This window comes from Pseudomonas syringae group sp. J248-6 (assembly GCF_032586995.1).
Lineage (GTDB): Bacteria > Pseudomonadota > Gammaproteobacteria > Pseudomonadales > Pseudomonadaceae > Aquipseudomonas > Aquipseudomonas amygdali.
The window spans coordinates 1-18,296 of the sequence record NZ_JAWHOP010000005.1 but is presented as its reverse complement, the minus strand read 5'-3'; the positions used below and the strand labels follow the sequence as shown (position 1 = coordinate 18,296).

Sequence of the window (18,296 nt, the reverse complement as noted above, 5' to 3'; positions counted from 1 at the left end):
CTAAAGGCGCTGAATCAGCCTTGTTTTTTGGTTACAGTTTCGACGATGTGCGACGGAGCTGTATTGTATTTTTTGAATTCCATAGAGTAGCTTGCGCGACCCTGAGACATGGAGCGAACGTCGGTCGCATAACCGAACATCTCACCCAACGGAACCTCGGCACGAATTACTTTGCCGGAAACCGTATCTTCCATACCCAAGATCATGCCGCGACGGCGGTTAAGGTCGCCCATCACGTCACCCATATAGTCTTCAGGCGTAACAACCTCTACCGCCATGATCGGCTCAAGCAACTCACCACCGCCCTTCTGGGCCAGTTGCTTGGTCGCCATGGAAGCAGCCACCTTAAACGCCATCTCGTTCGAGTCGACGTCATGGTAGGAACCATCAAACACGGTAGCCTTCAGGCCGATCAGCGGATAGCCGGCAACAACGCCGTTCTTCATCTGCTCTTCGATACCCTTCTGGATAGCCGGGATGTATTCCTTGGGAACAACACCACCTACCACTTCGTTTACGAATTGCAGACCTTCCTGACCTTCGTCAGCAGGTGCAAAACGGATCCAGCAGTGACCGAACTGGCCACGACCGCCGGATTGACGAACGAACTTGCCTTCGATTTCACAATTCTTCGTGATGCGCTCACGATAGGAAACCTGAGGCTTGCCGATGTTGGCTTCGACGTTGAACTCACGGCGCATCCGGTCAACCAGGATGTCCAGGTGCAGCTCGCCCATGCCAGAGATGATCGTTTGACCAGTCTCTTCATCAGTCTTGACGCGGAAAGAAGGGTCTTCCTGAGCAAGTTTGCCCAGAGCGATACCCATTTTTTCCTGGTCATCCTTGGTTTTTGGCTCAACGGCAACCGAAATAACCGGCTCCGGGAAGTCCATGCGAACCAGGATGATTGGCTTGTCAGCGTTGCACAAGGTCTCACCAGTGGTGACGTCCTTCATGCCGATCAAGGCCGCGATGTCACCAGCGCGAACTTCCTTGATTTCTTCGCGGGCGTTTGCGTGCATTTGCACCATACGACCCACACGCTCTTTCTTGCCTTTCACCGAGTTGATCACGCCGTCGCCGGATGCCAACACGCCCGAGTAAACGCGGACGAAAGTCAAGGTACCCACGAATGGGTCGGTAGCGATCTTGAACGCCAAAGCCGAGAACGGCTCGTTGTCGTCTGCATGACGCTCCATCAGGACTTCTTCGTTATCAGGATCGGAACCCTTGATAGCTGGAATGTCGGTCGGAGCCGGCAGGTAGTCGATCACGGCGTCGAGAACCAGGGGAACGCCCTTGTTCTTGAAGGAAGAACCGCAAACAGCAAGAACGATCTCACCAGCGATAGTACGCTGACGCAGAGCGGCCTTGATTTCCTCGTTGGTGAGCTCTTCACCTTCGAGGTATTTGTTCATCAGCTCTTCGCTGGCTTCGGCAGCAGCCTCAACCATGTTGCTGCGCCACTCATCAGCCAGTTCCTGCAGCTCGGCAGGGATAGGCTCACGACGTGGAACCATACCCTTGTCGGCATCGTTCCAGTAAACAGCTTCCATGGACATCAGATCGATCTGACCCTGGAAGTTGTCTTCGGCACCAATGGCCAACTGGATCGGTACCGGGGTGTGACCCAGGCGCTGCTTGATCTGAGCGATTACGCGCAGAAAGTTTGCACCAGCACGGTCCATCTTGTTCACGTAAACGATACGTGGAACACCGTACTTGTTGGCCTGACGCCATACGGTTTCGGACTGCGGCTCTACGCCGGAAGTGCCACAGAACACAACGACCGCGCCATCGAGTACACGCAGGGAACGCTCAACTTCAATGGTGAAGTCAACGTGGCCCGGGGTGTCAATAACGTTGAAACGGTATTGGTCTTTGTGTTGCTTCTCGGAACCCTGCCAGAAGGCAGTAATAGCAGCAGAAGTAATGGTAATACCACGCTCCTGCTCCTGAACCATCCAGTCCGTGGTCGCGGCGCCGTCATGCACCTCGCCCATTTTGTGGCTTTTGCCGGTGTAAAAAAGGACGCGCTCGGTGGTGGTGGTTTTACCAGCATCCACGTGAGCAACGATACCAATGTTACGGTAGCGGCCAATCGGAGTAGTACGAGCCATAAAGCCCTCGCAAAATTAGTGACGCTGAAATTAGAAGCGGTAGTGCGAGAAAGCCTTGTTGGCCTCAGCCATACGGTGCACGTCTTCACGCTTCTTGACCGCAGCACCTTTACCTTCGGCGGCGTCCAGCAGTTCGCCAGCCAAACGCAGCGCCATTGACTTCTCACCGCGCTTGCGCGCGAAGTCTACCAGCCAACGCATTGCCAGAGCATTACGACGGGACGGACGAACTTCGACAGGAACCTGGTAAGTGGCACCGCCTACACGGCGCGACTTTACTTCGACCAGCGGAGCGATGGCGTCGAGAGCTTTCTCGAAGATTTCCAGGGGGTCGCTGTTCTTGCGTTCTTTAACCTTTTCCAGCGCGCCATAAACGATACGCTCGGCAACGGCTTTCTTGCCGCTTTCCATAACGTGGTTCATGAACTTGGCCAGGATCTGGCTGCCGTATTTTGGATCGTCAAGCACTTCGCGCTTGGCTGCTACGCGTCTTCTTGGCATGGATAAGCCCTCAAACGGTCTTCAGGTTAGCTCGGGACCACCATCCTGCAAGGGATGCGCCCGACCTTACTCTTATCGACTCAGAAAAATAGAAATCTGCAATTTCACACAGAAGCCAAAAACTACTTAGGCTTCTTGGTACCGTATTTCGAGCGACCCTGGTTACGGCCTTTAACGCCGGAAGTATCCAGAGAACCACGAACGGTGTGATAACGAACACCTGGCAAGTCTTTTACACGACCGCCACGGATCAGTACCACGCTGTGCTCATGCAGGATGTGACCTTCACCACCGATGTACGAGGAAACCTCGAAACCGTTGGTCAGGCGCACACGGCAGACTTTACGCAATGCCGAGTTAGGTTTTTTCGGCGTGGTGGTATACACACGAGTGCACACACCGCGACGTTGCGGGCAGTTCTGCAGCGCAGGCACGTCGGATTTCTCGACGATACGCTTACGCGGCTGACGTACCAGCTGGTTGATAGTTGCCATCTACTAGCTCCACTGTTGTCTTGCGACGCTATTGTCTTACAAGAAAAGCAAATGACAGGGCACAAGCCCCGCCAAATTTAGGGGTACAAGAGTCTAAAGAGGATCCCGCCCCCAGTCAAGACAAAGCCCCGACATCCTCAAGAGGCAAACGACACGAAAACGTGCTGTCTGCCAGATGAAAATGCCGAGGCTTTAGTCTCAATTACCGCTGGAGTTCAACGCTTCAGTCAGAGCGGCTTCTACTTCGCTCGCGCTGACACGGGTCGGTTTGTCCATTTCACGACGACGCTTGCGCTCGCTGTGATAAGCCAGACCGGTACCGGCCGGGATCAGACGACCCACAACCACGTTTTCCTTCAGGCCGCGCAGATAATCGCGCTTGCCAGTCACAGCCGCCTCGGTCAGTACGCGGGTTGTCTCCTGGAAGGAGGCCGCGGAGATGAACGACTCGGTGGACAGCGATGCCTTGGTGATACCCAGCAACACGCGAGTGAACTTGGAGACAAACTTGTCTTCCGTGCTCAAACGCTCGTTTTCTACCAGTACGTGAGTCAATTCCATCTGGTCGCCCTTGATGAAACTGGAATCGCCAGACTCGGCAATTTCAACTTTGCGCAGCATCTGACGCAGAATCGTCTCGATGTGCTTGTCGTTGATCTTCACGCCTTGCAGACGGTATACGTCCTGAATCTCGTTAACGATGTACTTGGCCAGCGCACTCACACCCAACAGACGCAGGATGTCGTGTGGATCGCTAGGACCGTCGGAGATAACTTCGCCGCGGTTCACTTGCTCGCCTTCGAAGACGTTCAGGTGACGCCACTTCGGAATCAGCTCTTCGTACGGATCGCTACCGTCGTTCGGGGTAATGACCAGACGGCGCTTGCCTTTGGTTTCTTTACCGAATGCGATGGTACCGCTGACTTCTGCAAGGATCGACGCCTCTTTCGGACGACGGGCTTCGAACAGGTCGGCAACACGCGGCAGACCACCGGTGATGTCACGAGTCTTCGAAGTTTCCTGCGGAATACGAGCGATAACATCACCGATCGCGATCTGCGCACCGTCAGCCACACCGACCAGGGCGTTGGCTGGCAGGAAGTACTGAGCAGGTACGTCAGTACCCGGCAACAGCAGATCCTTGCCATCCAGACCAACCATCTTCACAGCAGGACGGATGTCCTTGCCGGCAGCCGGACGGTCTTTGGCATCAAGCACTTCAATGTTGGTCATACCGGTCAATTCGTCTGTCTGACGCTTGATCGTGATGCCTTCTTCCATGCCGACGTAGGTAACAGTACCTTTCATCTCGGTGACGATTGGGTGAGTGTGCGGATCCCACTTGGCCACGATAGAGCCAGCGTCGACCTTGTCGCCTTCCTTCACCGAAATCACTGCACCGTATGGCAGTTTGTAACGCTCACGCTCGCGACCGAAGTCATCAGCGATGGCCAGCTCACCGGAGCGGGATACCGCAACCAGGTGACCGTCAACACGCTCAACGTGCTTCAGGTTGTGAAGACGGACAGTACCGCCATTCTTCACCTGAACGCTGTCGGCTGCCGAGGTCCGGCTTGCCGCACCACCAATGTGGAACGTACGCATTGTCAGCTGGGTACCCGGCTCACCGATCGACTGTGCAGCGATTACGCCGACAGCTTCACCGATGTTGACCTGGTGACCGCGAGCCAGGTCGCGACCGTAGCACTTGGCACAGATGCCGTAGCGCGTTTCACAGCTGATTGGCGAGCGAACGATCACTTCGTCGATGCTGTTCAGCTCGATGAACTCGACCCACTTCTCGTCTACCAGCGTGCCAGCAGGAACGATGACGTCCTCTGTACCCGGCTTGAACACGTCACGGGCGATAACTCGACCCAGTACGCGCTCACCCAGCGGCTCTACAACGTCACCGCCTTCAATGTGCGGAGTCATCAGCAGACCGTGCTCGGTACCGCAATCCACCTCGGTAACCACCAGATCCTGAGCAACGTCTACCAGACGGCGAGTCAGATAACCGGAGTTAGCGGTTTTCAGTGCGGTATCCGCAAGACCCTTACGAGCACCGTGAGTGGAGATGAAGTACTGAAGTACGCTCAAACCTTCACGGAAGTTCGCAGTGATCGGCGTTTCGATGATGGAGCCGTCAGGCTTGGCCATCAAACCACGCATACCTGCCAGCTGGCGAATCTGGGCAGCAGAACCACGCGCACCGGAGTCAGCCATCATGTACATCGAGTTGAAGGATTCCTGGTCAACTTCGACGCCATGACGATCGATGACCTTCTCTTTCGAGAGGTTCGACATCATTGCCTTGGACACTTCGTCGTTGGCCTTGGACCAGAGGTCGATCACCTTGTTGTACTTCTCGCCCTGGGTTACCAGGCCGGAGGCGTACTGACTTTCGATCTCTTTAACTTCTTCGGTGGCCGCGTCGATGATGCGAGCTTTTTCATCCGGGATAACGAAGTCGTTAACGCCGATGGAAACACCCGAAATGGTCGAGTAGGCAAAACCGGTGTACATCAACTGGTCAGCGAAGATCACGGTCTCTTTCAAACCAACCACGCGATAGCACTGGTTGATCAGCTTGGAGATCGCCTTCTTCTTCATAGGCTGGTTGACGACGTCATACGACAGGCCGGCCGGAACCACCTGGAACAGCAACGCACGGCCAACAGTGGTGTCGACGATACGGGTGTTCTTGACGCTGCCACCATCACGGTCGTTGACCGTTTCGTGGATACGAACCTTGACCTTGGCATGCAGAGCCGCTTCGCCGGCGCGGAATACGCGGTCGACTTCCTGCAGATCCGCAAACACACGACCTTCGCCCTTGGCGTTGATCGCTTCACGAGTCATGTAATACAGACCCAGTACAACGTCCTGCGAAGGAACGATGATTGGCTCACCGTTGGCTGGCGACAGGATGTTGTTGGTCGACATCATCAGTGCACGCGCTTCGAGCTGAGCTTCCAGCGTCAGAGGTACGTGAACGGCCATCTGGTCGCCGTCGAAGTCGGCGTTGTACGCAGCACAGACCAGCGGGTGCAGCTGAATAGCCTTACCTTCGATCAATACTGGTTCAAACGCCTGGATGCCCAGACGGTGAAGAGTTGGCGCACGGTTCAGAAGCACTGGGTGTTCGCGAATGACTTCAGCAAGAACGTCCCAGACCTCTGGCAGCTCGCGCTCGACCATCTTCTTGGCAGCCTTGATGGTCGTGGCCAGGCCACGCATTTCCAGCTTGCCGAAGATGAACGGCTTGAACAGCTCGAGAGCCATTTTTTTCGGCAGACCGCACTGATGCAGACGCAGGGTCGGACCTACGGTAATTACCGAACGGCCCGAGTAGTCAACGCGCTTACCGAGCAAGTTCTGACGGAAACGACCTTGCTTACCCTTGATCATGTCAGCCAGGGACTTCAGAGGACGCTTGTTCGAACCTGTGATCGCACGACCGCGACGACCGTTGTCGAGCAATGCATCGACCGCTTCCTGCAGCATGCGCTTTTCGTTACGCACGATGATGTCGGGAGCAGACAGATCCAGCAGACGCTTCAGACGGTTGTTACGGTTGATCACCCGACGATACAGATCGTTGAGGTCGGACGTCGCGAAACGGCCACCGTCAAGCGGAACCAGAGGACGCAGATCTGGCGGCAGAACCGGCAGAACGGTCAGCACCATCCACTCAGGGAGGTTGCCGGAACCCTGGAAGGCTTCCATCAATTTCAGACGCTTGGACAGCTTCTTGATTTTGGTTTCGGAATTGGTTTGCGGAATTTCTTCACGCAGACGGCCAATTTCGTGCTCCAGATCAATAGCGTGCAGCAGTTCGCGGACAGCCTCGGCACCCATGCGGGCGTCGAAGTCATCACCGAACTCTTCGAGGGCTTCGAAGTATTGCTCGTCGTTCAGCAGCTGACCTTTTTCAAGGGTAGTCATGCCTGGATCGATAACGACATAGCTCTCGAAGTAGAGAACACGTTCGATATCACGCAGGGTCATGTCCATCAGCAAGCCGATACGGGACGGCAGCGATTTCAGGAACCAGATGTGAGCAACCGGCGAAGCCAGCTCGATGTGAGCCATGCGCTCGCGACGAACCTTGGCCAGTGCTACTTCAACACCGCATTTTTCGCAGATGACACCACGGTGCTTCAGGCGCTTGTACTTACCGCACAGGCACTCGTAATCTTTTACCGGGCCAAAGATCTTGGCGCAGAACAGACCGTCACGCTCAGGCTTGAACGTACGGTAGTTGATGGTTTCCGGCTTTTTAACTTCACCGAACGACCAAGAGCGGATCATCTCAGGCGATGCAAGTCCGATACGGATTGCGTCGAACTCTTCGACTTGACCCTGGTTTTTCAGCAAATTCAGTAGGTCTTTCAAGGCTTTTCCTCCTGGCGGAGCAGGGAGCAGGCAATACCGCCCTGCCCCCGATTCGCGTCACGTGTTATTCGGTTTCCAGATCGATATCGATACCGAGCGAACGGATTTCTTTGATCAACACGTTGAAAGACTCGGGCATGCCCGGCTCCATACGGTGATCGCCGTCCACGATGTTTTTGTACATCTTGGTACGACCGTTCACATCGTCCGACTTCACTGTGAGCATTTCCTGCAGAGTGTACGCCGCGCCGTATGCTTCCAGCGCCCACACTTCCATCTCCCCGAAACGCTGACCACCGAACTGTGCCTTACCACCCAGCGGCTGCTGGGTAACCAGGCTGTACGAACCAGTGGAACGCGCGTGCATCTTGTCGTCCACCAAGTGGTTCAGCTTCAGCATGTACATGTAGCCAACCGTTACAGCACGTTCAAACTTGTTGCCGGTACGACCGTCGAACAGCTGCATCTGGCCGCTTTCCGGCATATCTGCCAGCTTGAGCATTGCCTTGATTTCGCTTTCCTTGGCACCGTCGAAAACCGGGGTAGCCATCGGTACGCCGTTACGCAGGTTCTTGGCGAGGTCCAGGATTTCGTTGTCGCTGAGGTCTTCCAGAGTTTCCTGACGACCGCCGATTTCGTTGTAGATCTCGTTAAGGAACTTGCGCAGCTCAGCAACTTTACGCTGCTCTTCAAGCATGCGGTTGATCTTCTCGCCCAGACCTTTGGCCGCGAGGCCCAGGTGGGTTTCGAGAATCTGACCAACGTTCATACGCGAAGGTACGCCCAGCGGGTTGAGGACGATATCCACCGGCGTGCCATTGGCATCGTGCGGCATGTCTTCAACCGGCATGATCACGGAGACCACACCCTTGTTACCGTGACGACCGGCCATCTTGTCGCCCGGCTGGATGCGACGACGGATTGCCAGGTAGACCTTGACGATTTTCAGAACGCCTGGAGCCAGGTCATCGCCTTGCTGCAGTTTGCGTTTCTTGTCTTCGAACTTGTCATCCAGAAGACGGCGACGATCAACGATGTAGGCCTGAGCTTTCTCAAGCTGCTCATTCAGAGCGTCTTCAGCCATGCGCAGTTTGAACCACTGACCATGCTCAAGACCATCAAGCACTTCGTTGGTGATTTCCTGACCTTTCTTGAGGCCAGCACCGCCTTCGGCTACACGACCCACCAGCGCAGAGCGCAGACGTTCGAAAGTAGCGCCTTCGACAATACGGAACTCTTCGTTCAGATCCTTGCGGATCTCGTCGAGTTGCGACTTCTCGATGGACAGGGCACGTGCATCACGCTCGACGCCATCACGGGTGAAGACCTGAACGTCAATGACAGTACCCTTGGTGCCTGTAGGCACGCGCAGGGAGGTGTCTTTAACGTCGCTGGCTTTCTCACCGAAAATCGCGCGCAACAGTTTTTCTTCCGGAGTCAGCTGGGTCTCGCCTTTCGGAGTGACCTTACCGACCAGGATGTCGCCGGCGCCTACTTCGGCACCTACATAAACGATACCCGCTTCGTCCAGCTTGTTCAGAGCCGCTTCACCCACGTTCGGGATGTCGGCGGTGATCTCTTCAGGCCCAAGCTTGGTGTCACGTGCCACACAGGTCAGTTCCTGAATGTGGATCGTGGTGAAGCGGTCTTCCTGAACAACACGCTCAGAAAGACAGATCGAGTCTTCGAAGTTGAAACCGTTCCAGGCCATGAACGCGATGCGCATGTTCTGACCCAGAGCCAGCTCACCCATATCGGTGGACGGGCCGTCGGCCATGATGTCGCTACGCTGAACACGGTCACCCTTGCTGACCAGCGGACGCTGGTTGATGCAGGTGTTCTGGTTCGAACGGGTGTATTTGGTCAGGTTGTAGATATCTACACCTGCCTCACCTGTTTCTACTTCGTCATCGGCAACGCGAACAACGATACGGCTGGCGTCAACCGAGTCGATCACACCACCACGACGGGCCACGACGCAAACGCCGGAGTCACGGGCAACGTTGCGCTCCATGCCGGTACCTACCAGCGGCTTGTCGGCACGCAGGGTCGGTACAGCCTGACGCTGCATGTTGGAACCCATCAATGCGCGGTTGGCGTCATCGTGCTCGAGGAACGGAATCAGCGACGCGGCTACCGAGACAACCTGCTTGGGCGAAACGTCCATGAGGGTGACATCGGCTGGCGCCTTGACGGTGAATTCGTTCAAGTGACGCACAGCAACCAGCTCGTCGATCAGCTCTTGCTTGTCGTTCATTGCGGCCGAAGCCTGAGCAATGACGTGGTCCGCTTCTTCGATCGCCGAAAGGAAGACGATCTCTTCGGTGACCAGACCTTCCTTGACCACACGGTACGGACTCTCGAGGAAGCCGTACTGGTTGGTGCGGGCATAGGCCGCCAGGGAGTTGATCAGACCGATGTTCGGACCTTCAGGCGTCTCGATCGGGCAGACACGGCCGTAGTGAGTCGGGTGAACGTCTCGAACTTCAAAGCCGGCACGCTCACGAGTCAGACCGCCAGGGCCGAGTGCAGAAACACGACGCTTGTGAGTGATCTCGGAAAGCGGGTTGTTCTGGTCCATGAACTGGGAAAGCTGGCTGGAACCGAAGAACTCCTTGACCGCCGCCGCAACAGGCTTGGCGTTGATCAGGTCCTGAGGCATCAGGCCTTCGCTTTCTGCCATGGACAGACGCTCTTTGACAGCGCGCTCGACACGGACCAGACCTACACGGAACTGGTTCTCGGCCATCTCGCCAACGCAACGAACGCGACGGTTACCGAGGTGGTCGATGTCATCGACGATGCCTTTGCCGTTACGGATGTCAACGAGGGTCTTGAGGACCGCTACGATGTCTTCCTTGCACAACACACCCGAACCTTCGATTTCGGTACGACCGATACGACGGTTGAACTTCATCCGACCTACAGCAGAAAGGTCATAACGCTCAGGACTGAAGAACAGGTTGTTGAACAGCGTTTCGGCTGCATCCTTGGTCGGAGGCTCGCCAGGACGCATCATGCGATAGATCTCGACCAGCGCTTCCAGTTGGTTGCTGGTGGAGTCGATCTTCAGCGTGTCAGAGACGAACGGACCGCAGTCGATATCGTTGGTGTACAACGTCTCGATGCGAACGACCTGAGCCTTGGCGATCTTGGCCAGGATTTCAGTGTTCAGCTCGGTGTTGCACTCGGCAATGATCTCACCGGTTGCCGGATGCACGATGACCTTGGCAGTGGTACGACCCAAGACGTAGTCCAGAGGTACTTCCAGCTCTTTGATCCCGGCTTTTTCCAGCTGGTTGATGTGACGAGCGGTAATACGGCGACCCTGCTCGACAATGACCTTGCCCTTGTCGTCCAGAATATCCAGAACGGCAATTTCACCACGCAGGCGCTGAGGCACCAGTTCCAGGCTCAGGTTTTCGCCGCGCACATGGAATACGTTGGTGGTGTAGAAAGCATCGAGCACTTGCTCGGTGGTGTAACCCAGAGCGCGCAGAAGTACGGACGCAGGCAGCTTGCGACGACGGTCGATACGGACGAATACGCAGTCTTTCGGATCGAACTCGAAGTCCAGCCACGAACCACGGTAAGGAATGATACGAGCGGAGTAAAGCAGCTTACCGGAGCTGTGCGTCTTGCCACGGTCGTGGTCGAAGAATACGCCAGGCGAGCGGTGAAGCTGAGACACGATAACGCGCTCGGTGCCATTGATTACAAAGGTACCGTTTTCAGTCATCAGGGGGATTTCACCCATGTAGACTTCTTGCTCTTTGATGTCCTTGATCGCTTTGTTCGACGATTCTTTGTCGAAAATGATCAGACGGACCTTGACCCGCAGAGGTACTGCGTAAGTCACACCGCGCAGCACGCATTCCTTGACATCAAATGCCGGTTCGCCCAAGCGATAACCTACATACTCCAGCGCAGCATTGCCGGAGTAGCTGATGATCGGGAAAACGGATTTGAAGGCTGCATGCAGACCGACGTCGCGGAACTGATCTTTGGTCGCTCCCGCCTGCAGGAATTCGCGATACGAATCCAGCTGGATGGCCAAGAGATACGGCACATCCATTACGTCCGGCAACTTGCTAAAGTCCTTGCGGATACGTTTTTTCTCAGTATATGAGTAAGCCATCAGCGTTCCCCAGCTTGGTCACCTGCTTGTTTGGCTCCCTCCCGACGGAAGCAGCCAGAAAATCTTGCAAACCCCTTGGTTTGCGCCACCGCCATCGGTGGATACCGCACATTACAGACGTTGACAGCGCCAATCGTCTATAACGGAAAAAGGCCGGTGGCAAAAGCCACCAGCCATCAGCCTTTCGCTAATCGCGTGGGCTGGACACTCAAAGTCGGTGCTTATTTCAGCTCGACTTTAGCGCCTGCTTCTTCCAGAGTAGCTTTGGCTTTGTCAGCTGCGTCTTTGGCAACAGCTTCCAGAACCATTGCTGGCGCGCCGTCAACGACTGCCTTGGCTTCTTTCAGGCCCAGACCGGTCAGTTCACGTACTGCCTTGATGACGTTAACTTTCTTCTCGCCAGCTTCCAGCAGCATGACGTTGAATTCAGTTTGTTCTTCAACAACAGCAGCAGCAACAGCTGGACCAGCCGAACCGGCAGCAGCGGTAACGCCGAACTTCTCTTCGAACGCCTTGATCAGCTCTACAACCTGCAGAACGGACATTTCAGCTACGGCGTTAAGGATATCGTCTTGAGAGATGGACATGACTCAATTTCCTGAATTGGGGGACGGCCTACGCGACCATCAAAATAAACAAAAATACGCGAAAAGATCTGACTCAGCCTTAGGCTGCAGCTGCTTCTTTTTGGTCGCGAACAGCCGCCAGAGTACGAGCCAACTTGCTGGTAGCGCCTTGAATCACGCTCATCAGCTGAGAAATTGCTTCGTTACGGGTCGGCAGGCTTGCCAGTACATCGATCTGATTAGCTGCGAGGAACTTGCCCTCGAACGCAGCTGCCTTGATCTCGAACTTGTCCTGACCTTTGGCGAATTCCTTGAACAGACGGGCAGCAGCGCCAGGATGTTCGTTGGAGAACGCAATCAAGGTCGGGCCAGTGAACACGTCGTTGAGGACACTGAATTCAGTGTCAGCAACAGCGCGCTTGAGCAGGGTGTTACGTACAACGCGTACGTAAACGCCAGCTTCACGAGCCTCTTTACGGAGTCCGGTCATAGCGCCGACCGTCACACCGCGGGCATCAGCCACGACAGCGGACAGACCAGCTTTGGCAGCCTCGTTGACTTCAGCGACGATGGCCTTCTTGTCTTCGAGTTTAATTGCCACGGGTTTAACTCCTGCTTGTTACCGTTTCATCCGACCGGAGTCAGATGTCGTTTTGGTGTCTGATTCGGTAAGGAACCGGGAGCACCATCTGCGTAGGCTTGAGGTTTAAGACTTGCGTCGCCTACGGTCTTGGATAGCCCCCGCCAGGCAGGGACCCCAATCTTTCAAACGGTACGGCGTAAAACCGCACAGTTTCTGTCTTACGCTTCCAACGAACCCTGGTCGATGACCAGGCCTGGGCCCATAGTGGTGCTCAGGGTGATGCGCTTGACGTAAATACCTTTCGAAGAAGCAGGCTTGATACGCTTGAGATCAGCGATCAGGGCTTCAACGTTTTCCTTCAGCTTGACAGCGTCGAAACCGACCTTGCCAACGGAAGTGTGGATGATGCCGTTTTTGTCGGTGCGATAACGAACCTGACCAGCCTTGGCGTTCTTGACGGCGTTAGCCACGTCAGGAGTAACGGTGCCGACTTTCGGGTTAGGCATCAGACCACGAGGACCGAGAACCTGACCCAGCTGACCCACAACGCGCATTGCGTCCGGGGAAGCGATAACGACGTCATAGTTCAGATCGCCCGCTTTCATTTCAGCAGCCAGATCATCCATACCAACGCGATCAGCACCGGCAGCCAGAGCAGCTTCAGCAGCAGGACCCTGAGTGAACACTGCAACGCGTACAGTTTTACCAGTGCCGTGCGGCAGTACGGTAGCGCTACGAACAACCTGGTCGGACTTACGAGGATCAACACCCAGGTTAACAGCAACGTCTACAGACTCGCTGAACTTGACGGTCGACAGCTCGGTCAGCAGGGCTGCGGCGTCTACGAAATTGTAAGACTTACCAGCTTCGATCTTGCTGGCGATTGCCTTTTGACGCTTGGTCAGCTTAGCCATTACACACCCTCCACGTTAAGGCCCATGCTACGAGCGGAACCGGCGATGGTACGCACGGCCGCTTCCATGTCAGCTGCAGTCAGATCCGCATTTTTTGCTTTAGCGATATCTTCCAGCTGAGCACGAGTCACGGTGCCAACTTTAACGGTGTTCGGGCGAGCCGAGCCGCTGGTCAAGCCTGCAGCTTTCTTCAGCAGAACCGATGCAGGAGTACTTTTTGTTTCGAAAGTGAAGCTACGGTCGCTGTATACAGTGATGATCACTGGAGTCGGCAAGCCTGGCTCAATACCCTGAGTACGGGCGTTGAACGCTTTGCAGAATTCCATGATGTTCACACCGTGCTGACCCAGAGCAGGACCAACTGGCGGGCTTGGGTTAGCCTGAGCGGCTTTCACTTGCAGCTTGATGTATGCGGTTATCTTCTTGGCCATGAGGCACTCCAATTACGGGTTCAAGCGCCAATAAAGGCTCCCCGGTTACTTACGCGTATATCCCAGTGACGAAAAAACCCCACAGCCTTGGGCTGCGGGGTATGGGATTCCAGCTCAGTTATGCCTTTTCGACCTGACTGAACTCCAGCTCTACCGGGGTAGAGCGTCCGAAAATGAGCACCGCCACTTGAATCCGGCTCTTTTCGTAGTTAACTTCTTCAACCGTGCCGTTGAAATCAGCGAACGGACCGTCGGTGACACGAACAACCTCACCCGGCTCGAACAGAGTTTTCGGCTTCGGCTTGTCGCTACCGTCAGCAACACGACGCAGAATCGCTTCTGCTTCTTTGTCAGTGATCGGAGCAGGCTTATCTGCGGTACCGCCGATGAAGCCCATGACACGCGGGGTGTCCTTGACCAAGTGCCAAGTACCCTCATTCATGTCCATCTGGACAAGCACGTAACCTGGGAAGAACTTGCGTTCGCTTTTGCGCTTCTGGCCATTACGCATTTCAACCACTTCTTCAGTGGGAACCAGAATTTCGCCGAAGCCATCTTCCATGCCTGCCAGCTTCACACGCTCGATCAACGAGCGCATGACATGCTTCTCGTAACCCGAGTAAGCATGCACTACGTACCAACGCTTAGCCACGGGACACCCTTAGCCAACTATCAAGGAAACAAGCCAGCCGAGCAGGGAATCAAGCCCCCACAACAGCAACGCCATAACCAGCACAACTGCCACAACGATCAACGTGGTTTGAGTGGTTTCTTGGCGAGTAGGCCATACGACTTTACGAATCTCAGCGCGAGCTTCTTTCGCCAAAACGAAGAAGGCTTTACCCTTACCGGTCTGGAGCGCGACAAATGCAGCTGCAGCAGCAATCACAAGGAGAGCAAGAACGCGGTACAGGATCGGCTCAGCAGAATAATACTGATTACCGACAACACCCACGACAACCAAAACGACTACCAGGAGCCACTTCAGCATATCAAAGCGAGAGTCTGATGCTTCAGCCTTGGGATTCATCTACGGAGATCCTGTGAAAAGAAAGCCAGATTACATCTAGGAAATCTGGCAGGTCAGGAGGGAATCGAACCCCCAACCTACGGTTTTGGAGACCGTCGCTCTGCCAATTGAGCTACTGACCTAAAAGCAAAATCAGGCCGACCATTATGCGGACCTGACGAGAGTTTTTCAACACCTTATTCAGGGAGCGCCTTACAGGTGACGCACTCCGAACAAGCTTCAAGCGGATCACGCACAGCGCAACCACCTAAAACAAAGGCAGATATTTTCATATCTGCCTTTAGCAATGGAGCTCTTGAGCGGATTTGAACCGCTGACCTCACCCTTACCAAGGGTGTGCTCTACCAACTGAGCTACAAGAGCAAAACACAATGCATGAACCACAAACCTGGAGCGGGTAGCGGGAATCGAACCCGCATCATCAGCTTGGAAGGCTGAGGTTCTACCACTAAACTATACCCGCGCAATTTGCAGATCGCGCTAAATCTGGTGGAGGGGGAATGATTCGAACCTTCGAAGTCGTAGACGTCAGATTTACAGCCTGATCCCTTTGGCCGCTCGGGAACCCCTCCTAAGCGAGGCAGCATTCTCAACTCATGCTGCCCTTCTGTCAACCTTTTTCTCAGTAAAAACCTGAGGTTACATGCGTTGACTACTACCACCCCGTTCGCGAGACTTTCACCTCGCTGCGAAGCGGGCGCCATTCTATGTAAACTACTCAGCAGTTGCAATGCCCTCGCACGACATTATTTGATTTTTTAATTGTGGGAAATCCTGACTCAATTGATTGATCACACCTGCCTCCACAAGACGTCGACTTTCCGGGGCAATTCTTAACCAGTAGGCCGTCGCCCCGCTCGTTTGCAGTGACTGAAATTGAGACTGGATATCCAGACTGTTCAAGCGCTGCTCCACCAGCCGAGCATCCTCTTGCCTGGCAAAGCCACCGACATACAGACACCTCGTGTCAGCATCACGCGACGCGCGCCCCGCATCCGACTCGCTAAGCAGACGAATATCCTGCTGGGAAGCGCGATGCAACGACAGTGGCATGACCTCTTTGGCCCTGAGCGGAGCCTCCTGCTGATGCCAGAGGTAATAAAAGGCATTAAGCATCAACAGCAGAAGAAATAACCAACGCATAGAGACCTCAACGCAAAGGGCAAGCCAGAGCCAGACCCACGAAGACCAGATCAGGAACAATACGAGCCCCCGGCAGTACATCCGCAACCAGCGCAGCATCCCCGCCAGTCACAAAAATAGCAAAATCGTTGCCCCAGTACCCCTGCGCTATCTCAATCTGAGTCAATGCAAAACCGCGAAGCATCAACGAGCAGCCGCGCTCTACAGCCTCTGCAGTCGCACGCCCAGGAACAAGACGGGCCAGGGCTTTTTCAGCCTCTGTGTCGTCATATCTGATGCGACGGGTATGGGTACGCAACTGATTGCGCATCAAGGGCATTCCAGGACAGATGAAGCCACCGAGATGGGCGCCACCGGCGTCGACAAAATCAGACGTCACAGCGGTTCCCAGATCGATCACCAGGCACGCACTCCTGGCGAGATGGTAAGCACCTACAAAAGCCAGCCAGCGGTCCAGCCCCAGACGCGCAAAGTCGTCATAGCCATTAATCACGCCAGCAAGCTCTTGAGCAGGTTCCGCGCAGACAGGCGCAACGGAAAAGGTGTCAGCCAGCAAAGAGACAAGCCTCGCGGTTTCTTCGGCGCTACGCACACTCACCAGACGGCAGTCAGTGAATGATGTGTCAGGCAGATTGCTCAAGTGCGTCAGCAAGGCAGCATCGGAGTCCACAACCCCGCCGCTAATCACTGTTGCATCACCTTTCGCTGTTATCCGCCACTTGATGAAGCTGTTGCCACAGTCGAGCTCAAGAATCATCTCGCAACCTCAGGCTGAGCTCGCCACCACTAAAGCTCTTTTCTACCCCATTCACTTCCAAACGCAACGCTCCAAGCGAATCGACTCCCAAGACCACCCCTTCAACTGCCTCAGCTCCTGAAAGCAATCTGACGGTAGCTCCCTGCCACAAATGCCCGCGCTCCCACTCATCCTGAAAAGCCACGAAGCCTTCCTTGCGATGAACTGCCAGAAGAGACTCAAGCTGACTGCTTATAAGGGCTGCAATCCGATTTCGATCAGCAAGGCTGCCGGTTTCGAGTCGAATCGACGTCCATAGCTGATCCACTTCGCTCGATGACCGCATGTTCACGTTCACCCCTATTCCGATGATCACATGACAAACATCTGCCGGATCACCAACAAGCTCAAGCAAAATGCCGGCAATCTTCTGCCTCCCTACCAGCACATCATTAGGCCATTTCAGGCCAGCTCCTTGAACCCCAATATCACGCAGTACTTTCATCACAGCCAATCCGACCAACAGGCTGAGACCTTCCAGCTGACGCATTCCACCATCAATGCGCAGGACCAGACTGTAATACAGGTTCTCGGCAAATGGACTTACCCACTTTCGACCACGCCTGCCCCTTCCTGAGGTTTGCTGCTCGGCCACCACCAGCAAAGGCATGGGAGCCCCTTGAGCAATCAGGCGCGCGGCCTCTGCATTGGTTGAGTCGATAGTGTCGTAGGTGCGTACAGACCAGTTGGCAGGGAGTCCACACTGGGCTATGCCAGCGGGGCTTAAAAGCGAAATAGGCGTTGCCAGTCGATAACCCCGTCCGCGCACTTTGTGCACCTCTATGCCGAGGTCAGCTTCAAGTTGCTGAAGCTGCTTCCAGACCGCACTGCGGCTTATGCCGAGGGCACTGCCTAATACCTGTCCAGAATGAAATGCACCATCGGCAAGAAGCGTTAACAAGGTCAGCATTTGGAGTCGCCTGGCAATGAGGCACGCATAATAGCCACGCAGGAGCATGCTGCATAGAAACGAAAATGTATTTTCATGGTGGCTTTTGTGCAGCAGAAAAACAAAAACCCTCAACGCGTAAGCGATGAGGGTTTCTGGAATTTAATCTTGACGATGACCTACTCTCACATGGGGAAACCACACACTACCATCGGCGATACATCGTTTCACTACTGAGTTCGGGATGGGATCAGGAGGTTCCAATGTTCTATGGTCGTCAAGAAATTCGGGTA

General features: G+C 54.9%; 14 protein-coding genes, 4 tRNA genes and 1 rRNA gene. All 19 read right to left on the bottom strand.

Features of this window, described 5'->3' with window-relative positions:
• Nucleotides 1–14: 14 nt before the first annotated feature.
• Nucleotides 15–2,120 (bottom strand): elongation factor G, encoded by a 2,106-nt coding sequence (gene fusA / locus RYC17_RS08185; RefSeq protein ID WP_004666356.1) that lies wholly within the window; start codon nucleotides 2,118–2,120, stop codon nucleotides 15–17.
• Nucleotides 2,121–2,150: 30 nt separating this feature from the next.
• Complete coding sequence (gene rpsG / locus RYC17_RS08180; RefSeq protein WP_002555493.1) at nucleotides 2,151–2,621, bottom strand: 30S ribosomal protein S7; 471 nt, start codon at nucleotides 2,619–2,621, stop codon at nucleotides 2,151–2,153.
• Between the two features lie 122 nt (nucleotides 2,622–2,743).
• On the bottom strand, nucleotides 2,744–3,115 hold the full coding sequence (rpsL, locus tag RYC17_RS08175; protein WP_316902713.1) for a 30S ribosomal protein S12: 372 nt from the start codon (nucleotides 3,113–3,115) through the stop codon (nucleotides 2,744–2,746).
• Nucleotides 3,116–3,313: 198 nt separating this feature from the next.
• On the bottom strand, nucleotides 3,314–7,513 hold the full coding sequence (gene rpoC / locus RYC17_RS08170) for a DNA-directed RNA polymerase subunit beta' (RefSeq protein WP_002555495.1): 4,200 nt from the start codon (nucleotides 7,511–7,513) through the stop codon (nucleotides 3,314–3,316).
• Between the two features lie 64 nt (nucleotides 7,514–7,577).
• On the bottom strand, nucleotides 7,578–11,651 hold the full coding sequence (gene rpoB, locus RYC17_RS08165; protein ID WP_058402690.1) for a DNA-directed RNA polymerase subunit beta: 4,074 nt from the start codon (nucleotides 11,649–11,651) through the stop codon (nucleotides 7,578–7,580).
• Nucleotides 11,652–11,872: 221 nt separating this feature from the next.
• A complete protein-coding gene (rplL, locus tag RYC17_RS08160) occupies nucleotides 11,873–12,238 on the bottom strand; it encodes a 50S ribosomal protein L7/L12 (protein ID WP_002555497.1) in 366 nt (121 codons plus the stop codon).
• 79 nt (nucleotides 12,239–12,317) lie between these two features.
• A complete protein-coding gene (rplJ, locus tag RYC17_RS08155) occupies nucleotides 12,318–12,818 on the bottom strand; it encodes a 50S ribosomal protein L10 (RefSeq protein ID WP_002555498.1) in 501 nt (166 codons plus the stop codon).
• A gap of 200 nt (nucleotides 12,819–13,018) precedes the next feature.
• Nucleotides 13,019–13,714, bottom strand: a complete 696-nt coding sequence (gene rplA, locus RYC17_RS08150; protein ID WP_002555499.1) for a 50S ribosomal protein L1 — start codon at nucleotides 13,712–13,714, stop codon at nucleotides 13,019–13,021.
• Entirely contained in the window at nucleotides 13,714–14,145 is a 432-nt protein-coding gene (gene rplK / locus RYC17_RS08145) for a 50S ribosomal protein L11 (RefSeq protein WP_002555500.1), read from the bottom strand. The genes rplA and rplK overlap by 1 nt, the downstream gene beginning before the upstream one ends.
• Before the next feature lie 118 nt (nucleotides 14,146–14,263).
• Complete coding sequence (gene nusG, locus RYC17_RS08140) at nucleotides 14,264–14,797, bottom strand: transcription termination/antitermination protein NusG (RefSeq protein WP_002555501.1); 534 nt, start codon at nucleotides 14,795–14,797, stop codon at nucleotides 14,264–14,266.
• A 9-nt stretch (nucleotides 14,798–14,806) separates the two neighbouring features.
• Nucleotides 14,807–15,175 (bottom strand): preprotein translocase subunit SecE, encoded by a 369-nt coding sequence (gene secE / locus RYC17_RS08135; protein ID WP_002555502.1) that lies wholly within the window; start codon nucleotides 15,173–15,175, stop codon nucleotides 14,807–14,809.
• Between the two features lie 46 nt (nucleotides 15,176–15,221).
• Nucleotides 15,222–15,297, bottom strand: a tRNA-Trp gene (locus RYC17_RS08130).
• 165 nt (nucleotides 15,298–15,462) lie between these two features.
• Nucleotides 15,463–15,538, bottom strand: a tRNA-Thr gene (locus tag RYC17_RS08125).
• 26 nt (nucleotides 15,539–15,564) lie between these two features.
• Nucleotides 15,565–15,638 (bottom strand) — tRNA-Gly (locus tag RYC17_RS08120).
• 24 nt (nucleotides 15,639–15,662) lie between these two features.
• Nucleotides 15,663–15,747 (bottom strand) — tRNA-Tyr (locus tag RYC17_RS08115).
• Between the two features lie 142 nt (nucleotides 15,748–15,889).
• On the bottom strand, nucleotides 15,890–16,318 hold the full coding sequence (locus RYC17_RS08110) for a hypothetical protein (RefSeq protein WP_058408616.1): 429 nt from the start codon (nucleotides 16,316–16,318) through the stop codon (nucleotides 15,890–15,892).
• A 7-nt stretch (nucleotides 16,319–16,325) separates the two neighbouring features.
• Nucleotides 16,326–17,075 carry a pantothenate kinase gene (locus tag RYC17_RS08105; protein ID WP_122259607.1) on the bottom strand — a complete coding sequence of 250 codons (750 nt, stop codon included), beginning with the start codon at nucleotides 17,073–17,075 and terminating at the stop codon, nucleotides 16,326–16,328.
• Nucleotides 17,065–18,024 carry a bifunctional biotin--[acetyl-CoA-carboxylase] ligase/biotin operon repressor BirA gene (gene birA / locus RYC17_RS08100; RefSeq protein WP_193601038.1) on the bottom strand — a complete coding sequence of 320 codons (960 nt, stop codon included), beginning with the start codon at nucleotides 18,022–18,024 and terminating at the stop codon, nucleotides 17,065–17,067. Before birA ends, RYC17_RS08105 begins: the two co-directional genes overlap by 11 nt.
• Nucleotides 18,025–18,169: 145 nt before the next feature.
• Nucleotides 18,170–18,285, bottom strand: a 5S ribosomal RNA gene (rrf, locus tag RYC17_RS08095).
• Nucleotides 18,286–18,296: the final 11 nt, after the last annotated feature.